Annotated in this window: 19 protein-coding genes and 3 tRNA genes; 16 read left to right on the forward strand and 6 right to left on the reverse strand. The window is 43.1% G+C overall.

All coding sequences use genetic code 11. The features are described 5' to 3' along the window. Positions 1-208: 208 nt before the first annotated feature. The 5 genes from ACZM60_RS01280 to ACZM60_RS01300 form a co-directional block, all read right to left on the reverse strand. Complete coding sequence (locus ACZM60_RS01280; RefSeq protein ID WP_489520594.1) at positions 209-1498, reverse strand: histidine-type phosphatase; 1290 nt, start codon at positions 1496-1498, stop codon at positions 209-211. 223 nt (positions 1499-1721) lie between these two features. Beyond that, positions 1722-2231, reverse strand: a complete 510-nt coding sequence (locus ACZM60_RS01285; RefSeq protein WP_489520595.1) for an ECF transporter S component — start codon at positions 2229-2231, stop codon at positions 1722-1724. 14 nt (positions 2232-2245) lie between these two features. Then, positions 2246-2671 (reverse strand): DUF1893 domain-containing protein, encoded by a 426-nt coding sequence (locus tag ACZM60_RS01290; protein WP_489520596.1) that lies wholly within the window; start codon positions 2669-2671, stop codon positions 2246-2248. A gap of 4 nt (positions 2672-2675) precedes the next feature. Continuing rightward, positions 2676-4049, reverse strand: a complete 1374-nt coding sequence (locus ACZM60_RS01295) for an aldo/keto reductase (RefSeq protein ID WP_021970045.1) — start codon at positions 4047-4049, stop codon at positions 2676-2678. 41 nt (positions 4050-4090) lie between these two features. Beyond that, positions 4091-5590: a 4Fe-4S binding protein gene (locus ACZM60_RS01300; RefSeq protein ID WP_489520597.1), complete on the reverse strand. Its 1500-nt coding sequence runs from the start codon at positions 5588-5590 to the stop codon at positions 4091-4093. Between the two features lie 315 nt (positions 5591-5905). On the opposite strand from ACZM60_RS01300, the gene feoB reads away from it, so the two are divergent. The 15 genes from feoB (at position 5906) to ACZM60_RS01375 (ending at position 16902) form a co-directional block, all read left to right on the forward strand. Then, entirely contained in the window at positions 5906-8386 is a 2481-nt protein-coding gene (feoB, locus tag ACZM60_RS01305; protein WP_021970636.1) for a ferrous iron transport protein B, read from the forward strand. A 271-nt stretch (positions 8387-8657) separates the two neighbouring features. Beyond that, a tRNA-Cys gene (locus tag ACZM60_RS01310) sits at positions 8658-8729 on the forward strand. Positions 8730-8807: 78 nt separating this feature from the next. Continuing rightward, entirely contained in the window at positions 8808-10058 is a 1251-nt protein-coding gene (locus tag ACZM60_RS01315) for a glycoside hydrolase family 88/105 protein (RefSeq protein WP_489520598.1), read from the forward strand. A gap of 304 nt (positions 10059-10362) precedes the next feature. Next, a tRNA-Cys gene (locus ACZM60_RS01320) sits at positions 10363-10434 on the forward strand. Between the two features lie 6 nt (positions 10435-10440). Continuing rightward, a tRNA-Lys gene (locus tag ACZM60_RS01325) sits at positions 10441-10513 on the forward strand. Positions 10514-11203: 690 nt separating this feature from the next. Then, positions 11204-11530, forward strand: coding sequence for an ArsR/SmtB family transcription factor (locus tag ACZM60_RS01330; protein ID WP_489520599.1), 327 nt, complete (start codon positions 11204-11206; stop codon positions 11528-11530). A gap of 64 nt (positions 11531-11594) precedes the next feature. Further along, complete coding sequence (locus tag ACZM60_RS01335) at positions 11595-12035, forward strand: nitrophenyl compound nitroreductase subunit ArsF family protein (protein ID WP_489520600.1); 441 nt, start codon at positions 11595-11597, stop codon at positions 12033-12035. An 11-nt stretch (positions 12036-12046) separates the two neighbouring features. Continuing rightward, positions 12047-12754, forward strand: a complete 708-nt coding sequence (locus ACZM60_RS01340) for an aromatic aminobenezylarsenical efflux permease ArsG family transporter (protein ID WP_489520601.1) — start codon at positions 12047-12049, stop codon at positions 12752-12754. Between the two features lie 34 nt (positions 12755-12788). After that, positions 12789-13022 carry a thioredoxin family protein gene (locus ACZM60_RS01345; RefSeq protein ID WP_004326347.1) on the forward strand — a complete coding sequence of 78 codons (234 nt, stop codon included), beginning with the start codon at positions 12789-12791 and terminating at the stop codon, positions 13020-13022. A gap of 105 nt (positions 13023-13127) precedes the next feature. After that, positions 13128-14096, forward strand: a complete 969-nt coding sequence (locus ACZM60_RS01350) for a permease (RefSeq protein WP_489520602.1) — start codon at positions 13128-13130, stop codon at positions 14094-14096. A gap of 7 nt (positions 14097-14103) precedes the next feature. After that, positions 14104-15117 carry a hypothetical protein gene (locus ACZM60_RS01355; RefSeq protein ID WP_489520603.1) on the forward strand — a complete coding sequence of 338 codons (1014 nt, stop codon included), beginning with the start codon at positions 14104-14106 and terminating at the stop codon, positions 15115-15117. 16 nt (positions 15118-15133) lie between these two features. Further along, positions 15134-15595 carry a thioredoxin family protein gene (locus tag ACZM60_RS01360; RefSeq protein WP_489520604.1) on the forward strand — a complete coding sequence of 154 codons (462 nt, stop codon included), beginning with the start codon at positions 15134-15136 and terminating at the stop codon, positions 15593-15595. Between the two features lie 33 nt (positions 15596-15628). Continuing rightward, positions 15629-16084 carry an arsenate reductase ArsC gene (locus ACZM60_RS01365; RefSeq protein ID WP_489520605.1) on the forward strand — a complete coding sequence of 152 codons (456 nt, stop codon included), beginning with the start codon at positions 15629-15631 and terminating at the stop codon, positions 16082-16084. A gap of 97 nt (positions 16085-16181) precedes the next feature. Further along, the gene (locus ACZM60_RS01370; RefSeq protein ID WP_021970624.1) at positions 16182-16418 is read left to right on the forward strand and encodes an ATP-binding protein; all 237 of its coding nucleotides are present in this window, start codon (positions 16182-16184) and stop codon (positions 16416-16418) included. A 91-nt stretch (positions 16419-16509) separates the two neighbouring features. Next, positions 16510-16902: a hypothetical protein gene (locus ACZM60_RS01375; RefSeq protein ID WP_489520606.1), complete on the forward strand. Its 393-nt coding sequence runs from the start codon at positions 16510-16512 to the stop codon at positions 16900-16902. A 129-nt stretch (positions 16903-17031) separates the two neighbouring features. On the opposite strand, the gene ACZM60_RS01380 is transcribed toward ACZM60_RS01375, so the two are convergent. After that, complete coding sequence (locus ACZM60_RS01380; protein ID WP_489520607.1) at positions 17032-17931, reverse strand: helix-turn-helix domain-containing protein; 900 nt, start codon at positions 17929-17931, stop codon at positions 17032-17034. Positions 17932-18057: 126 nt separating this feature from the next. On the opposite strand from ACZM60_RS01380, the gene ACZM60_RS01385 reads away from it, so the two are divergent. After that, positions 18058-18834 carry an MBL fold metallo-hydrolase gene (locus ACZM60_RS01385; RefSeq protein WP_489520608.1) on the forward strand — a complete coding sequence of 259 codons (777 nt, stop codon included), beginning with the start codon at positions 18058-18060 and terminating at the stop codon, positions 18832-18834. The last annotated feature ends 166 nt before the right edge of the window (positions 18835-19000 follow it).

Raw genomic sequence — 19000 nt, forward strand, 5'->3', positions numbered from 1 at the left:
AATGGAATTTGGGAAGTTTTGTACGTTTTTATTGATGTCTGAAGAGGGCGAAAAAAAACATGCCGACGTTTTCGGAAAAACGTGGGCACGTTTTAGGGAAAACCTCGGCATGTTTTTTTAAAATTTGTACAAAAAATAAGTGAAACGTCAGCATCTTTTTTTTAAGAGCTGAAAACGCCTTCAGAACAGGCTGTAGGGCTGTTCCGGCTTAGTCGTCGGATTTGGATACGGCTACGGGCAGTTGTATGTTTTTTTCTACCTGCATCCAGTAGTTGTATACATCTTTCCAATGGTAGTAAGGTGCCATGTCTGTATCTACCGGCAGTGTGACTTCACGCTCGTTGAGCAGGATTTTAACCAGAATATCGTCATTGCCGGGCTTGCGGAAGAAGATAAGCTGGATGTTTCCACACATCGGGATAATCCGGTAGGTGCGGTAAGTATCGGCTATTTTCTGCCAGTCGGTCGTGGCGCAAGTCAGCTTGTTGATACCCATCAGGGCAGCCAGCGGGGCAAGGTTCGTATCGTGTCCGTAACGCAACGTTACACCGTTTTTCTTCGAAGCGATGACTGTATCGGCTGTCTCGATGAAATTCTTCAGCAGGTTGCGTTCCAGCTTGTACATACACGAGCCGCTCAGCGGAGAAGCTCCTTTTTCGTAATACCATTCAAAGTTGTTGCGTTGCCACAGGTCGTAGCGTTCGCGGGCAGTAAAGAGGAAAGCCAGATTTTCCTGATTGTAACTGCTCTGGCTGATATCGTCGAGTTCGAATAAATCCTGCATCAGTTGTACGGGATTCTTTACGCTGTCTGGTTCTACAAACAGTTGTTTCATCAGGCGTTGCGGATGAACATACACACTGTCGGCAGCACGGTATACACTGTCGGCGTTGGCCAGATGCATTTCTTCGTATGTCGGATTCTTATATTTTATATAATAAGCGTCGTGTTCGCTGGCATCCGTTGTAATGGTCAGCTGCGGATTCAGTCCTTTCAGTTCCACGCATGCGGCAGCCATCGAGAGAAATGCGCGTGTCTTATACGTAGACCGTGCATCGACATGCGTACCGTTCGAAAATACTTGCGGGTAGTTGGCGTACATACGCTGTATCAGTTCCCGGTGCTGCTGTGCACCTTTGGGAGTCAGTTCACCGTATCTGCCTTCGGCTTCCGCAGCCAGCTTTTCGATAATGCTCAGGGCACGCTTGCCGTCGGCTGTAAGTTGATTCCGCTGTGCCGCTTCTCTCAGAATACTCAGGGGTACGTCGTATTTTTTCTTTTTGGTGAGGTAGCGTGAACCGTGGCGGGCAAAGGTGGAAATATAAAAAGGTGTATAGCCTTCGGGGGCGGGAGTGAGCGATGTTTCCGGTGCCTGATAGGCATAATATTTGCCGGCAGCAAGTGCTGGATTGGCATTGATTTCCTCGAAAGCGCTTTGGGCTATTGCCGGAATAGATATGAATCCGGCCAGTAACATAGAAATAACTGTTTGTTTCATTTGATTTTTTCGGTTGGTTCAGCATGCAAAAATAAGGGCTTTCCTCCCATAACCATATATTTGTCCGGAAGAGATTGCTGTCTTGGCGATGAATGAAACAGAGGTGTAATATGAATGTAATAATGAAGGAAGCCGTTTCAAACAAGGAATTCCCTGCTTGAAACGGCTTTATATGGGCGATGTTTGTGTAAACAGATTTTATGCCGGTAATCGCTTGTACTCCTTATTTATATATAAGGTATTTGATAAAAAGGTAACCTCCGAACACCTGCAAGGCCATGCCCGGCAGTCCGATTCGGAAATCTTGCAGTGCTGTATGAAGACTGCCGCTCAACAGCCATTCTCCCAGCGTGCCAGTTACCTGATAGAATGCTACTACCAGCAACAGAAGAAGCACGGAAACCTGTTTGCTGCGGTGTGCAATGTATCCGGCTCCGGCGGCAAGGAGTACAGATTTCATCAAGATGGCAGGGAGCACGGCGGGAGCGGGCATTCCGAACAGCCAGGAGTTGACCAGCGGAGAGGCTATGGCTGTCAGCAGTCCGGCTTTCCATCCATATTTGTAGGCACCGATGAGCGTGAAGAAATAAATGGGCAGCCACGTGGTTCCTCCTGCGGGGAAGAGGTGGAACAACTGAGGCAGTACGACATTTCCGGCTACGAATATCAGCGCAGTCAGGTAAGTCTGTATCTCATTGTAATCCAATGAATAAAGTTTTACGGTCGATTTCATGATATGTCTTTGTTTTAAATATGATTCTTGTTTCTGAGTTGTGCGACAAACGCTTTGATGGCAGGAAACATTTCTTCGGGAGTATTCAGATCCTTGCAGGCTGTTTCCAGCGGACATCTTCCGGTTTTGTCACGGTTGACGATGAAGGGTGTTTCTTCCTTAAAGTCAGTCGGGATGCCGGCTGCGCGCAATACGGAAAGAGCTGAAGAGCTGATGACATCGGCATATACCTCTTTCATCTTTCCCAGCACGATGAGGGCGGCAGCCCCTTTCCCGATAACCTTGTCGGCTATGCGGGCACCTTGCATGAACTCCTTCTCGTTTTCATACAAATCGTACAGGTCGGCTACTCCGCGACGGGTAAAGGTACGGATTTTTCCTTCCTTTTCTATTACGCACGAATAGCCTCCCGTATGTAATGTTTCAATCAGTTCTTCCATCGGGTTACAACGTTTCTTGCTTGAGCTGTTCTACATACTGGTCGATGCGGTGCAGTTCTTTCGGTATGTCGATGGACTGCGGGCAGTGAGGTACGCACTGGCTGCACCCGATGCAGTGGCTTGCCTGACGCAACTTCGGAACACTTCGGTCGTAACCTACCAGGAAGGCGCGCCGTGCCTCGGCGTAATTCTCGTCGAGCTTGCTCTTTGGCATATACCCTTCGTTCACACACTTGTTATAATGAACGAGGATGGCAGGTATATCGATGCCGTAGGGGCAGGGCATACAATACTTGCAGTCGTTGCACGGAACGGTAGGGTAGCGTAGCATTAGCTGGACTGTTTCTTCGAGGAAGTCTTTTTCTTCCTGTGTCAGCGGTACAAGCGGCGAATAAGTACGTATGTTGTCTTGCAGATGTTCCATGTAAGTCATACCGCTCAATACCGTCAGCACCTTTTCGGGTGAGCCGGCAAAACGGAAAGCCCACGAAGCTACACTGCCTTCAGGATTGCGTTCTTTCAAACGTGTGAACACGTGTTCCGGAATATTCGAGAGTCGTCCGCCCAGCAACGGTTCCATAACGACTACCGGAATGTTTCGTTTGCTGACTTCGCTGTACAGATAGTCGGCATTGATGTTGTTGCCCGACGCATGTTTCCAGTCGGAATAGTTGAGCTGTATCTGTACAAAATCCCAGTGTACCTTGTCGTGCAAGGCAAGTGCCTTGTCGAATTCTTCCTTGACGCCGTGAAACGACCATCCCAAGTGTCTGATTCTTCCGGCTTCGCGCTCTTTCAGCAGAAAATCCAGCAGCCCGTTGTCGAGAAAACGTCCTTCCAGACCTTTCTTACCCGGTGCACCCAGCATGTGAAGCAAGTAGTAGTCGATGTAATCTACTTGTAGTTTCTCCAGTGAATTATGGTACATCTTTACTCCAAAGTCATAGTCAGAGTTCGAGAAGTTAGACATCTTCGTCGCAACAAAGAACTTTTCCCTCGGATGACGTTTCAGGGCAATACCCGTCGAAGTTTCCGACCATCCTTGCACATATACAGGGGCCGTATCGAAATAATTCACCCCGTGTTCGATGGCATAATCCACCAGCCGGTTCACTTCTTCCTGATCGATGACATTACCTGTGCCGTCGGGGGCAGGGAGTGTCGGCCAGCGCATGCATCCATATCCTAACAGAGATACCTTATCTTTATATGGAGGAAAGTTGCGGTATGTCATTTTACCGATTGGTACCGGAGTATTTCCTTCTTTTTCCGTGTCTTTTTTAGGCGAACATCCGTAAAGCGAGGCAGTTGCTCCCAGTGTACTGATGCCTACAATCTTCAGAAAATCCCTGCGGTTAATATTGTGTTGTTTGTCCATTTTCCTATAAATTTTTGAAAAGAGTTAGCCTGAAAAATAAATTAAATCACACGATGATGTTCGTGCCCTTCCACATAAATGGCGCTGAATGGACGTGCCGGACAGAGGTTTTCGCAGGCTCCGCAACCGATACAGCGCTCGGTGTTGACGGCGGGAATCTTGAGCGATTCCGGATTTCCGGCTTCCGATGGAATCATGGAGATGGCATTTACCGGACAGTGGCGTGCACAGTTGCCGCATTCCTGCTTGTCGGTAAGTGGAATGCAGTAGTCTTTTACCCATACGGCATGTCCGATTTGAATGGATGATTTCTCGGCTTTGTCTATTTTAAGAATAGCTCCTGCGGGACAGACTTCCGAACATTTGGTACATTCTGGGCGGCAGTAACCATGTTCATAGGACATTGTGGGCTGCATGAATGTATCGAGCGACTGCGATGGACGCAAGACTTCGTTGGGACATGCCGACACACACAACTGGCAGGCAGTACAATGCTGCTGCATGTTGCGCGCGCTTTGTGATCCCGGAGGAGTAATCGGTGTCTGGCGCTTCGGCGCTTTCTTCTCGATGATGTCTGCCAGTCCGCCGTCCATCTTGATCTTTTCAGCTTTTTCGGCAACTTGTGCCTGAATGGAAGAGGTCAGCAGAAGCAGGGAGCTGGCAAGAAACTCTCGTCTGTTCTCGCCTTTCGGCTGGGCAGCCGGTTGACTTTCGGCCTTTTTAGAGTAAGCAAACCGGTAGTGGATAGCATCTTTCTTGCATTTTCCGATACAGTTCATACAAGCCACACACCGGCTGTGGTCTACCTGATAATTGTCAGTATCGATGCACGATGCCTTGCAGTTGCGGGCACACAGCGTACACTTGTTGCATTTCTCCTTGTCGATACTGATGCGGAACAAGGAGAAGCGTGAGAGTAATCCCAAGATTGTACCTACCGGACAAATGGTGTTGCAGTAAGTGCGGCCGTTTCTCCATGCCAGAACAATGACGAGCACTGCCATTGCTATGGCTATAATAAAGGTAGGCAGGCTTTTGAGCCATACATCTGTGCGGTAAAACGTATAACTGTCTATCCGTTCCGCAATGGCTGCGAGCAGGTTGTTGCCCCAGATCCATACAGGCTGGAAAACATTATTGGCCATTCGTCCGTAAATGCCATACGGGTCGAGCAGTGCAACAAAGGCATGTATGCCGGCAATGAAAGCGACTACCAGCAAAATAAGCATGACATACCGCAGCCAGTTCTTGGGCTTGGAATAGGTGTAGGGCATTTTTTTCTTCCCTTTGCCTATGCGCGCCACAATGTCCTGAAAGACTCCCAACGGACAGATGACCGAACAATAAATACGACCGCCTACCAATGTAAGCAAAACCAAGAATAAAATGACTCCGGCGTTGAGTGCCAGTACCGCAGGTAGAAACTGTATCTTGGCCAGCCAGCCGAACCAAAGATGCAAGATGCCTGTAAAGTCTACGAAGAGTAGCGTAATGAGCAGGAAACAAATCGCTGCCAGTATCCTTCTGATTTTCCGTAGCATGATTTTGATTTTTAAGATTTACTTGCCAAAACTGTTTGATAGCAAAAGTACGAAAAATCTTGTATGGGCGAATATTTGTCACAAAGGAATTAAAAAATATATCATATATTCATGGAAATGTTGAAAATACCGTAAAAATATAACTCTGTGGCAGTGGCGGATAAAAGGAAAAGTCGTAGAAAGTGCTCTTCTGCATTTGGACCAATGTGCAGACGGGCTGCGAAAACATGCTTTTATGTCTTTTATTTAAAAACAATCTAAATAACTTGCATAGCATGTTTCAATGATATATCTTTGCGGAAAATAAAAACAAACATGAGGTTATCTGAACTACAAACTGGAGAAAAGGGCGTAATCATCAAGGTAATGGGACATGGAGGCTTTCGTCGTCGTATTATCGAGATGGGATTTGTTAAAGGTAAAACAGTAGAAGTCCTTTTAAATGCTCCCTTAAAAGACCCTATCAAATATAAGATTATGGGGTACGAAATATCACTTCGCCGGCAAGAGGCTGCTATGATTGAAGTGGTAAGTGAAGAAGAAGCACGCGAATCTATGCAGGAAACGCATTTCCATAATCCGATAGCGGAAGATATTCCCGTATCTGAAGCAAAACTGAAAGAAATAGCAAGTGGAAAGCGCCGTACGATAAACGTAGCACTGGTCGGCAATCCGAATTGTGGAAAAACATCACTCTTTAATGTTGCTTCCGGCTCGCACGAGCATGTTGGTAATTACAGTGGCGTGACGGTGGACGCTAAGGAGGGACATTTCGACTTTCAGGGTTATCATTTCCGTCTGGTAGATTTGCCGGGAACTTATTCGCTTTCGGCTTATAGCCCTGAGGAACTGTATGTTCGTAAGCATATCATCGATGAAACTCCGGATGTGATAATTAATGTGGTCGATGCGGGTAACTTGGAACGCAACCTGTATTTGACTGCTCAGCTGATAGACATGAACGTTCGGATGGTTGTGGCATTGAACATGTATGATGCGCTTCAGCATAGTGGAAATACGCTTGATTATAAAAAACTCGGTCAGTTGTTTGGTGTTCCTATCGTTCCTACCATCAGCCGTACGGGTATGGGTATCGACAATTTGTTTCATGTAATAATCGGGCTGTATGAAGGTGCCGATTTTATGGGGCAGAAAGAGGAGATACAAAACGAAGCAATGCGTGAATATCGGGAGTGGCATGACAAATATGTTCCCGACCATAAATATGGAAGTCATGATGAGGAAACGCAGGAATTCGATGGAAAGAGTTATATCCGCCATATACATATTAATCATGGTCCGGAACTGGAACGTAGCATTGATGCGGTGAAAGAGGAAATTTGTAAGGATGAAAATATACGTTACAAGTATTCTACTCGTTTCCTCGCGATTAAATTGCTGGAAAATGATAAGGACATCGAACAGCGTGTAATATCGACTTTGCCCAACGGGAAGGAAGTGATGAGAATTCGTGATAAGGAGGCAGAAAGGATACGCCTGTCGATGAATGAGGATAGTGAGCAGGCCATTGCCGATGCCAAATATGGATTTATCACCGGAGCGCTGAAAGAAACTTTTACGGAAAAGAATCAGGATACGGAGATGTTTACTCGTATCGTCGACAGTATAGTGACGCACAAAATTTGGGGATTCCCTATTTTTTTCGTCTTTCTTTATCTGATGTTTGAATGCACCTTTGTCTTCGGGGAGTATCCGAAGGGATGGATAGAATGGATTGTTGCACAGATTGCTTCATTGGCCGAGAACTTCATGCCGGCAGGGCCTGTTAAGGACTTGATTGTAGACGGTATAATCGGAGGAGTAGGGGGCGTTATCGTGTTCCTGCCTAATATCTTGCTGCTGTATATCTTCATTTCGTTTATGGAAGACTCAGGATATATGGCACGTGCGGCATTTATCATGGATAAGATCATGCATAAGATGGGACTGCACGGTAAGTCGTTCATTCCGTTAATTATGGGATTTGGCTGTAATGTACCTGCCATCATGGCATCGCGCATTATTGAAAGCCGTAAATCTCGCCTGGTAACGATATTGATTAATCCGCTTATCTCATGTAGTGCCCGATTGCCTATTTATCTGGTTATGATCGGAGCTTTCTTCCCATCGAAAGCAAGTCTGGTATTATTGTCTATTTATGTAATAGGTATTCTGCTGGCAGTGCTGATGGCACGTATTTTTAGTCGTTTTATTGTAAAAGGTGATGATGCTCCGTTTGTGATGGAACTTCCTCCTTATCGTATGCCGACTCTCAAGTCTGTACTTCGTCATACGTGGGAAAAAGGTGCACAGTACTTAAAGAAGATGGGGGGAGTTATTATGGTGGCCTCTATTATTATCTGGTTCTTGGGATATTATCCGAATCATAATGCCTATTCTACGACAGCAGAACAACAGGAGAACTCTTATATCGGTCAGATAGGAAAGGCTATTGAACCGGCTATTGAGCCTTTGGGATTCGACTGGAAGATGGGGATTGGTCTTCTGTCCGGTATTGGTGCCAAAGAGCTTATTGTAAGTTCGCTCGGAGTCCTTTATACGAATGATGATGATATTAATTCGGTAGATCTTTCAGACCGTATTCCGATTACACCGTTAGTTGCATACGGTTATATGCTGTTCATCCTGATTTACTTCCCTTGTGTAGCTACAGTTGCTGCCATTAAAAATGAATCGGGTAGTTGGAAATGGGCCGCGTTTACGATATGTTATACAACTCTGCTGGCTTGGGTTGTGGCTTTTTTGGTGCATCAGGTCGGAAGTCTGTTTATATAAATTAAGGTAATATGAATGTACAAGATGTAATAATTTATGTGATTATGTTTCTCTGTGTGTTATATACAGGGAAACATTTTCTGAAATTTTTCAGAAGGGAAAAAGCTGTGTCAAGTGGTTGCAACTGTGGATGTTCGGGTTGTCCCATTGCAAAGAAGGAGTATTGCCGAGGTTATGAAAATTCAAAAAAATGAGCTTTGGGTATTGCAGAATCGAAAATTAGTTATACCTTTGCATCGCAATCGGGACAAAACGATTGCTTTTAGGAAATGGTTCCTTGGATGAGTGGCTTAGTCAGCGGTCTGCAAAACCGTGTACGGCGGTTCGAATCCGCCAGGAACCTCGCAAAAGGTCGACTGATTATTCAGCCGACCTTTTTTCATAACGGGAAAACTATTATTTATTCCAAAATCAATAAAACATGAAAACACTATTTTTATCCGTATGTCTGTTTATGGCATCATTAACGGGAGAAGCACAAACACGTTATTCGCAGGAAATGGCACAGTCGCAAGGCAAGCAGTGGACGCATGGAAAATCGTGGGATTATGTCAATGGTCTTGTGGCAAAATCTCTTCTTAATTTATGCGAACAGTATCAGTATGCTGACTGGACCGGCAATTATTATCAGTGGGCAAAGGAATATGCCGACAATGCAATTAATCCGGACGGTACCTTTAAGAATTTCAAAAAAGGAAATATCGATAATATAAATTCGGGAAAGGTGCTTTTTGCTTTATATAAGCATGAAATGACCTTAGATAAAAAGAATGGTACTCATAATGCCGACCGTTATAAAAAAGCGGCAGACTTTCTGCACGACTATCTGGTAAATGATTATTCACGTATTCAGTCGGGAGATGCAAAAGGATGTTTCTTCCACAAAGATATCTATCCGGACCAGATGTGGCTGGACGGTATTTATATGGGAGCTGCGTCTTATGCTGAATGGCAGGCTAATTTTGATCCTGATAATGTACAGGCGTGGGCTGATATCGCTCACCAGTTCAAGACGGTTGCCCGTCATACATACGATGCAGACAAACAGCTTTTCTATCATGCCTGGTCTGCCAATCCGGAAGATGTCAATTCTTTCTGGGCAAATAAATCGGAACCTTATAAGGGATGTTCGAAAGAGTTCTGGGGGCGTGGTATGGGATGGTATTTTGCAGCTTTGGTAGATGTCTTGGAGATTATGCCGAAAAATCATCCTGATTATAAAGAGTTGGTCGCTCTGACTAATACCGTGGCAAAGGGATTGAAGCGTTGGCAGGATAAAGACAGTGGTGTATGGTATCAGCTTCTTCAATATGGTAATTCGTATGTGGGAGAGTGTGGTATAGCCAATTATCTGGAGTCTTCTGCTTCGAGCATGTTTACTTATGCTTATTTGAAAGGTATTCGTTTAGGAATTCTTCCGGAAACTTACAAAGATGTTGCGGAAAAGGCATATCAGGGACTTCTGAAAACTTTCGTGACTCAAAATTCTGATGGAACGATTAATCTGAATCAAAGCTGCCGTTCTGCAGGCTTGGGACCGGCAAAGGATCCATCTCGAGACGGGTCTGCAAGTTATTATTTATGTGGAAGTGATGTAACTATTGTAAATAATGAAGGAAAGGCAATAGGGCCTTTTATCATGGCCAGCTTGGAATATGAACGAAAAAAATAGTTTCATAAAGATTCTGTTTACATAATTTCTTGAAAATCGAGAATTATTTTATTTCCCTTCTATTTTTTTTTCATCCCTCCTTATTGCACGCATGGTGTGATAGGGAGGGATGTTTATTTGGTTGATATTTATACTCTTATCTGTAATATCAGGGTATCAAAAGAACATTGAGGTTGTTTATAAAGCAAATATTTGAAGAAAAAAGGTTGGCTTTTTTTATATTTTTTTGTCGTAAGGTATTGTTTGTTTCAAAAAATGTTGTACCTTTGCATCGCAATTGAGAATAACGGTTGCGAGAAACAATGGTTCCTTGGATGAGTGGCTTAGTCAGCGGTCTGCAAAACCGTGTACGGCGGTTCGAATCCGCCAGGAACCTCTCAATGCACTCTTAGCTCAGTTGGTAGAGCAACTGACTCTTAATCAGTGGGTCCAGGGTTCGAATCCCTGAGGGTGTACAATACATTAATGCAAAAAGGTAGAAAAGTTCTGAAAATCAATTGGTTTTCAGAACTTTTTTTGTTTTTTACTATGCAGAATAAGGTAGTTTTCGGAAAGACAGAAAGGACTTATTCGTGGGACTTTTTTAGCCCCTAAAAAAAGTCCCACGAATATGATTCTATTTCATTATTTATCAGTGTTTTGCATAGATTCATCTTGTGGTAAATAAATTAGATTTGTAGCGACAAAAGAAATTTGTTTTGCCTTGTAGATATGATAATTGGTCTCATTCATGTTTTTTCTTCTTTTAGTAGTTGATGATTTATTTGTTTGAATTCCGTTCAGGTCAGACAGCCTGCTTGGCTCTTTCTTTTGCTTCTGTCGCTGGGTATTGTCTGTTTGGGAAGCATGCTGTAAGGTATTGCGGCGTATGTCCGGGCTTTCCTGAAAGAGCTGAATCTGTCCGCTATTGGCATTGACTTTTATGTATGAATCAAACTGTTTACCATTGGGACCTTTTCATGTCCGTTGCAAAAATGGACTTACCATCCTGAAGGTTTGTTCTTCTCTGTGCCGGAAGCAGATGGTCGTAAACTTTAGTCGGGATGGTATAACAAGTGTTTTAAAGATTAAAATATGATAATTCATTTGATTAATTTAATGGCTATTCGTACTTTTGCGAACAACAAACAGAAAGAGGAATAGAAATGATAAAAAAGAAGTATACAGAAGAGCAGGAGAAGTTAGCCCGTTTTGCAAAAGCGATGGGGCATCCGGCACGTATAGCTATACTCCAGTTCCTGGCATCTCAGGAATCTTGCTTTTTTGGTGATATTCATGAGGAACTTCCTATAGCAAAAGCTACGGTATCTCAGCATCTGAAAGAGCTGAAAGAAGCCGGACTTATCCAAGGGGAAATAGAAACACTGAAAGTAAAATACTGTATCAACAGGGAAAACTGGGAAACGGCAAAAAAGATGTTTGCAGATTTTCTTGGCCAACCTATATGTAAGAAAGAGAGCTGCTGCAAGTAAGCTCTTTTTTTTAGGAAGAAAAGTTCGTGGTTTTGCGAATAACTAACAATAAAAATAGAAAGACATGAAAAAGATTTTATTCTTAATTGCTGTATGTTTCGCCTTTATCTCTTGCAACATGAATGCAAAGAACGGAACTGAAGTACAGGCTCAGAAAGAAGTAACAGTAAAAGACCATGTAGAAGTATTGTATTTTCATGGAAAGCAGCGTTGCGCAACCTGTATGGCTATCGAAAGCAATACAAAAGCAGCAATGGAAGAAAGTTTTGCTGAACAAATGAAAAAAGGTGAAGTGGTTTTTAAAGTAATAGACATCAGCAAGAAAGAAAATGAAAAGATAGCTGAAAAGTATGAGGTAACCTGGTCATCACTGTTTGTCGTTAAATATAAGAACGGACAGGAAACATCTGAGAATATGACAGAATTTGCTTTCGGAAACGCCCGTAAGTCACCGGATGTATTCAAGGCAGGTGTAGTGGAATCTGTAAATGAAATGTTGAAATAATATAGAGGGCTATGGATTGGTTACAGACATTGCTGGATAACAGCTCTACTCCCGTTCTTACGGCATTCTTACTCGGACTGCTGACCGCACTATCACCTTGTCCGCTTGCAACAAATATAGCGGCCATCGGATTTATCGGAAAAGACGTAGAAAACAGGAAACGTATTTTCCGGAACGGTCTGCTTTATACGTTGGGACGTGCTCTTTCATATACCCTGCTCGGAGTGGTACTGATTATGATTCTGAAAGAAGGCTCCAGCATGTTTGGTATTCAGAAGACTATCGGAACATGGGGGGAACTCGTTCTTGGTCCGCTTCTGCTTGTAATAGGCCTGTTCATGCTCTTTGGTGACAAACTTAATCTTCCGAAATTTGGGTTTAACGGAAATGCGGAAGGTCTCGCCAGAAAAGGCGGATGGGGTGCCCTGCTGATTGGAATATTGTTTGCTTTGGCTTTCTGTCCGACAAGCGGTGTGTTTTATTTCGGTATGCTGATACCGATGTCAGCTACAGCTACAGCCGGTTATCTGATGCCGGTGGTATTCGCCATTGCCACAGCTCTGCCTGTACTTGCCGTTGCATGGATTCTTGCTTTCAGTGTTCAACAGATAGGAAGTTTTTACGGCAAGATGCAGAAAGTGCAGAAATGGATGAACCTTATTGTTGGTGTGGTATTCATCATCATCGGTATCTATTATAGCTGGATAATGTATTTATAAAACAAATCTGATAACAAATAAAATAATTACGAAAATGGAAATTAAAGTATTAGGTCCGGGTTGTGCCAAATGTAAATCAACCTATAATGTAATTGAGAAAGTATTGAAAGAAAACAATATCGATGCAAAACTGACCAAGGTGGACGACATCATGGAAATGATGAATTACAACATTATGACTACACCTGCTGTTGTTATTGACGAAGTAGTGAAAATGAAAGGACAGGTGCCGACAGAAAGTGATGTAAAGAAACTTCTTGGTATCTGATAGGGAGAATTATTTAACCATAAGCGGCAGATACAACCGTTATGGCATCTGCCGCTTTTTTGACAGGAACGATGTTCGTATTTAGACGAATAAAAAATATACATTATGATACAGGAATTTGCAGACTGGCTTGTTTACGGCCTTTTCGGACTGAGTGCCGAAACGCCGATAGGAGTTGCCGTAAACTTCTTCTTTTATGATACTATAAAGATTTTAATCCTTTTGTTCTTCATCAGTGTATTGATGGGAATTATCAATGCCTATTTCCCGATAGAGCGTCTGAGAAACTATCTGGTTACGCACAAGATGTACGGCTTGCAGTACTTATTGGCATCAATCTTTGGAGCTATCACTCCGTTCTGCTCATGTTCATCCATACCTTTGTTCATCGGATTTGTCAAAGGCGGCATTCCTTTGGGTGTCACTTTCGCCTTTCTGATTACATCGCCTTTGGTGAATGAGGTAGCTGTAGCCATGTTTCTCGGTTCATTCGGTCTGAAAGTGACACTGATTTACGTCATCAGCGGGATTCTGTTGGGAGTAATAGGAGGTTTCGTACTTGGACGTATGCGTCTGGCTCCTTATCTGAGTGACTGGGTAAAGCAGATACAGGCCAATTCGTCTGCCCAGGCCGATGAATGGGAAAAGAACCGTACCACCTTTATCAAACGACTCCCAACCATTGTCCGTGATGCCTGGAAGATTGTCAGCGGTGTGCTTATATACATCCTGATTGGTATCGGTATCGGTGCCTTCATGCATGGTTTTGTGCCGGAAGGCTTCTTCCAGCAATACATGTCGAAAGACAACTGGTATGCGGTTCCTCTTTCTGTCATACTTGCCGTACCGATGTATGCTAATGCCGCAGGTATCGTGCCTGTCATCGAGGTGTTTGTGGCAAAAGGTATTCCTATGGGAACCGCGATAGCCTTCATGATGGCGGTCGTTGGCCTTTCCTTGCCGGAAGCCACCCTGCTGAAGAAAGTAATGACATGGAGGCTTATCGGCATATTCTTCGGAACGGTTGCATTCTTCATCATTTTGTCCGGCTATCTGTTTAATTATATACTGTAAAGGACTGATGATGATTGGAAAACAATTAAAGAGGTGGTGGCCTGCGGTTATGCTGACTGCCATTTCTCTCCAGCCCGCAGTAGCACAGGATGGTGAAAAGGCATTTTCAGGGAAACCTGTGCTTACGCTTTTCTCCAACTACAAGGCCGGGCTTGGACACAAGAATGAAAACAGCGGATTCAACCTTGACCGTGCGTTTGTCGGTTATGAAGGGTTCTTTGCCAAAGGTTTTTCCGCAAAGATTCTCATGAATGTGGAAACGGTGGCCGATGAAAACGGGAATACAAAGTTCAACGGATATCTGAAGAACGCACAGATAGACTGGAAAGGAAACGGATTTTTCGTGTCTGCCGGACTGGTAAACCTGAGGCAGTTTTCAGAGCAGGAGAACTTTTGGGGACACAGATATATATTCAAGTCCTTTCAGGAAGAATACGGTATAGTCTTCTGTGAAGATATAGGTGTTGTGGCAGGCTATGAGTTCTCGCCGCTTATATCGGCTGATCTGGCATTGACAAATGGTGAAGGACGGAAATTCAAGAATATGGACAACAAGTATAAGTACGGTGCCGGCATCACATTGAAACCGGCAAAAGGGTTCATGTTCAGGATATACGGTGATATATACAACACACCGGAGTATCTGAAAACGGATACAGGCGTTCAGAAAGACCAGTATTCGGTAGCGGCTTTTGCCGGATACAACAACAGCTGGTTTTCACTTGGAGCTGAATATAACCGGGCATTCAACTATAAGTTCTCATCCGGAACAGACGTGAACGGTTATTCAGTTTACACGACCGTAAATATAGCACGCAAAATGCATCTGTTCGGACGTTTTGACCTTCTGGATGCGGCAGGTGAAAAGACAGGTAATGTCAGTGAAGGACACACGATTATCGGTGGTTTTGAATATTCTCCCATCAGACAGGTAAGAATTTCACCGAACTATCAGAGCTGGAAAGCCAGGAACGGAAGACGCGAGAATTATCTTCTCCTGAGTGTGGAATGTAAGATATGATAAAATGGAAACGCTTATGAAATATTTGTTGATGTCCGTAGCAATGCTGCTGCTTGTTACAGGATGCAAGCCAGGAAATGGGAAAAGCCGGGAAGAGGTCTGTGAAACAGATATGACGGAGAATGGTCAGGTAGTAAAGAATGTTCCTGTAGTCAATATAGCAGACAGTATACGTATTTATTTCAGCTATCCATTGTCAGACGGAACGGATTACGGTTATACATTCCTGGAGTTTGGAGCTATAGGATGTGCGCCCTGTAAGAAGATGGAAAAAGAAATGGAAACCATCCGGAAAGATTTCGAAGGAAAGGTAAATGTACGTTTCATCAACCTTTCAAAGAAATGGAACAAAGACTGGGCGGATTATTTTGAGATACAGACTATACCGACACAGGTCATTCTCGATAGTCAGGGAAAGGAAATATACAGGCATGTCGGATATATACCGGCTGACGAATTGAAAAAGGTATTCAAGTAAAATTTTAAGTCAAACCAATAAAAAACAAAATAAATGAAAGTATTGATTCTTTGTACAGGAAACAGCTGCCGCAGCCAGATGGCTCACGGCTTCTTACAGTCGTTCGACAAAAGTTTAGAAGTATATTCAGGTGGAACCGAACCGGCAGCCCAGGTAAATGCCAAGGCAGTGGAAGTGATGAAGGAAGCAGGAATAGACATCAGTTCTCATGTACCTACACACGTAAACACTTATCTTGATCAGGAATGGGATTATGTAATAACCGTTTGCGGTGGTGCCAATGAAAGCTGTCCTGCCTTTACAGGAAAGGTTGGTAAACGTATGCACATCGGCTTTGACGATCCTTCACATGCTACAGGCACGCCGGAGTTCATCGACTCGGAGTTCCGCCGTGTACGTGACGAAATCAGAAATGCCTTTGCCCGTTTCTACATCACAGAAATCAGAAAGGAAGAACTGCCGAAATGCTCTTGTAGCGGTAACTGCTAAGAAATAAGAATATGGAGAAAGAAAAAAGAATAGTTTCTTTTTGAGTGACTTCGGACAAGATAAAGTTTTAATCGAATAATTAGAAAAATCGGGTTATATGAGTAAAGAATGGTTTCCTCTTATTGATGAGGATAAATGTATCGGCTGCCTTGCCTGCTACAACAAATGCGAGCATGGCGTTTATGATGTTGAGAACGGCCGTCCGGTGGTTGTGTACCGTGAAGGATGTATTGACGGGTGTCATGGTTGCGGAAACTTATGCCCGGAAGGTGCAATTATCTATTCGGGTGAATATAAGGAACACATCAAATGCAGTTGCGGTTGTAGTGACTAAGACGTTACTACCGGAAAAAAGAAAGACATCCGGCCGTTGGCGTATATGCTGACTGTCGGATGTTGCTTTAATAATATTAAAGACACATGATATGAAGATTTTTATTATTTCCGACAGGGAAAATATGGCTGATATAGCTGCGGACATACTTCGGAATCTTGGAAACAATTTGGAAGTATATACAGAAAACGACATGGATCTGACGGAAGCAGAACAGAAATGTTGGGACTATGTTCTGTACATATCCTTCTATCGCAATCGAACAGGTGATTTAGACTGTTTAGACGGTTACAGTGTTATTTTGCAGGTAAAATCATGTACCGTAACAGAATCATGTAAAGGAGAATGCAGCGTCAATCTGTATTTAACCCTGAAGCTGTTAGTTCTGAGTTTCTACGAACAATATTTGGGACCACAGACTAACCCCTTCTGTATCTTACATAATTCAGAGGCGTTATCAGATCACCAAGGGCAATTATGGTAAGATTGAAAAGGATGACGATGTGAAAATGAAACTTTTACATTTTATCGTTTATAACTTCACATTTAATTTTAAAATCTCCATCTTTGGTATGGGAATGACCAATCTGTAAGCTTTCCAATCTGTCAGTTTTCATTCGTATATTCCATTTTGGTAGTCGCGTAAATATTGCATAAAAGTCTTTCCCGTTTCACGTTTAAAGAAACGCATCAGATGACTAGGATCGGAGAAATGAAATTCTTCGGCCAGCTGATTCACATTGCGGTTAGAAAATAGTAACTCATTTTTCAATTCTTCCAATAGACGTTGCTTGAGCAGATGATTGGCTGATACGCCGAATTGACTCATCACGGAACTGTTTAACGTAATACGGCTCACACGAAGCATATCCGCATATTCCTGTACCCGCTGCTTCGTACGGATATTCTTTTCCAGCAAGTCTTTAAACTGGAATGCATAATTGTTTTTAGGAATGTCAATTGGTAACCGGTAAGTGGCAGCATATGCCCGGTTGATAATTACTAATAAATAGTAAAGTACAGATACAATGAGATTATAAGTATCGGAAACAGGATGTAGAAGCTCCTGCTTTATGATTCCTAAAAGACGAATATATTCCGCCATGCTTTCCGGCGAAGCAAACAGATAGGGAGGAGTGTCGGTCTGATAATAATACAACAAGCGATACACAAAAAACTTGTCCGCTATGAATGTACGCATAAAATCCTCGCGGAATATGAGAAAAGAGTAATCCAGTGCTGCTTCATCCACATGCCATTCCTGCTGCTGATGCGGTGAGAGGAGTAGTACCATATTGGTATGCAATTCAAATTTTCGGAAATTCAGTAGCAGATACCCATTGGCTTTACGAAAAAAATGAAAGCTAAAAAAGTCTGTTTTAAACACCCGATTTTCTGTCAGGACACCACATATATCGTTACTGTGACCTGAGTTGATATAAAAATCCACACCACAACGTGTCTTGCTAAAAGGAACGCTGACTAAACGTTCAGGATTGACGATTTTATCCATAGATTTCGTTTTTGAGCAAATATACTATTTCCATTTATCAAAATGGCATATATTCCAGTTTTTAAAGCATAATTCATCCGATTTGTTTTACCGAACTTTGCGACTGAGATTAATACAACAAATTATATGGAAGGAAAAGTTACAATTCGATTGATCCGCAATGCTACATTGAGAATCCGTTATGCTGGGAAAGAGATTCTTCTTGACCCCATGCTTGCCGAAAAAGGTACCTTGCAGTCAGCTCTCGGTGTGTATAAGACACCAAGAGTACACCTTACGATGCCGATGAATGAGATTACGAATGGTGTGGATATGGTGTTGCTGACACATAACCATATTGACCATTATGATCCGACAGTGAAACAGCATTTACCGCAGGATATCTTGTTTCTGACACAACCGCAGGATAAAGTAAACATTATGCAGGATGGTTTTACAAATGTAGAGAGTATTGAAACAGACAAAACGATTGGAGTTTTAACCATTCATCGTATCCAAGGACACCATGGATTCGGACAGATTGGAGAAATGATGGGCCCGGTATCTGGCTATGTACTTACCGCGCGTGGTTTCCCTACTATTTATATAATGAGTGATTGCAAGTGGGAGGAGTGTATCCGTCAGGCCATTGAACAATTTTTTCCCGATTACATCATAGTGAATAGTGGAGGCGCCATATTCCCTGAATTTTCTCGGACAGAAGGTTCCATTATTCCCGACGAGCAAGAAGTTATGACAATGCTTGATGAACTTCCCATACACATCAAACTAATAGCCGTCCACATGGAAGCTACCGATCATGGGCAGACTACACGGGCAATTCTGCGTAACGAAGCCATACATCACGGAATAGATATGAACCGCTTGATTATTCCTGAAGATGGAGAAACAATTGTATTATGAGTGTCTGCATAAAATCCCTTATAAAAAACATGAATCTTGTGATAGGTTGTACCATTGGATGCAACTATTACGTGAGTTCGGGATAAGAAAGTATCTTTAAAAGTTGGTAATCACCGAATTATTTTGTATATTTAAGTCTGACAAACAATTAATTACAAATTAACAA

The sequence above is a fragment of the Phocaeicola sp. genome, from assembly GCF_057861905.1.

Bases quoted from the DNA above. Each gene is read 5' to 3' on its own strand.
- ACZM60_RS01375 (WP_489520606.1), top strand. From the start codon at position 16,510: ATGAAGATTTTTATTATTTCCGACAGGGAAAATATGGCTGATATAGCT.
- ACZM60_RS01295 (WP_021970045.1), bottom strand. From the start codon at position 4,049: ATGGACAAACAACACAATATTAACCGCAGGGATTTTCTGAAGATTGTA.
- ACZM60_RS01315 (WP_489520598.1), top strand. From the start codon at position 8,808: ATGAAAACACTATTTTTATCCGTATGTCTGTTTATGGCATCATTAACG.
- ACZM60_RS01290 (WP_489520596.1), bottom strand. From the start codon at position 2,671: ATGGAAGAACTGATTGAAACATTACATACGGGAGGCTATTCGTGCGTA.
- ACZM60_RS01345 (WP_004326347.1), top strand. From the start codon at position 12,789: ATGGAAATTAAAGTATTAGGTCCGGGTTGTGCCAAATGTAAATCAACC.
- ACZM60_RS01340 (WP_489520601.1), top strand. From the start codon at position 12,047: ATGGATTGGTTACAGACATTGCTGGATAACAGCTCTACTCCCGTTCTT.
- ACZM60_RS01355 (WP_489520603.1), top strand. From the start codon at position 14,104: ATGATGATTGGAAAACAATTAAAGAGGTGGTGGCCTGCGGTTATGCTG.
- ACZM60_RS01280 (WP_489520594.1), bottom strand. From the start codon at position 1,498: ATGAAACAAACAGTTATTTCTATGTTACTGGCCGGATTCATATCTATT.
- ACZM60_RS01350 (WP_489520602.1), top strand. From the start codon at position 13,128: ATGATACAGGAATTTGCAGACTGGCTTGTTTACGGCCTTTTCGGACTG.
- ACZM60_RS01330 (WP_489520599.1), top strand. From the start codon at position 11,204: ATGATAAAAAAGAAGTATACAGAAGAGCAGGAGAAGTTAGCCCGTTTT.
- ACZM60_RS01300 (WP_489520597.1), bottom strand. From the start codon at position 5,590: ATGCTACGGAAAATCAGAAGGATACTGGCAGCGATTTGTTTCCTGCTC.
- feoB (WP_021970636.1), top strand. From the start codon at position 5,906: ATGAGGTTATCTGAACTACAAACTGGAGAAAAGGGCGTAATCATCAAG.
- ACZM60_RS01285 (WP_489520595.1), bottom strand. From the start codon at position 2,231: ATGAAATCGACCGTAAAACTTTATTCATTGGATTACAATGAGATACAG.
- ACZM60_RS01360 (WP_489520604.1), top strand. From the start codon at position 15,134: ATGAAATATTTGTTGATGTCCGTAGCAATGCTGCTGCTTGTTACAGGA.
- ACZM60_RS01380 (WP_489520607.1), bottom strand. From the start codon at position 17,931: ATGGATAAAATCGTCAATCCTGAACGTTTAGTCAGCGTTCCTTTTAGC.
- ACZM60_RS01365 (WP_489520605.1), top strand. From the start codon at position 15,629: ATGAAAGTATTGATTCTTTGTACAGGAAACAGCTGCCGCAGCCAGATG.
- ACZM60_RS01385 (WP_489520608.1), top strand. From the start codon at position 18,058: ATGGAAGGAAAAGTTACAATTCGATTGATCCGCAATGCTACATTGAGA.
- ACZM60_RS01335 (WP_489520600.1), top strand. From the start codon at position 11,595: ATGAAAAAGATTTTATTCTTAATTGCTGTATGTTTCGCCTTTATCTCT.
- ACZM60_RS01370 (WP_021970624.1), top strand. From the start codon at position 16,182: ATGAGTAAAGAATGGTTTCCTCTTATTGATGAGGATAAATGTATCGGC.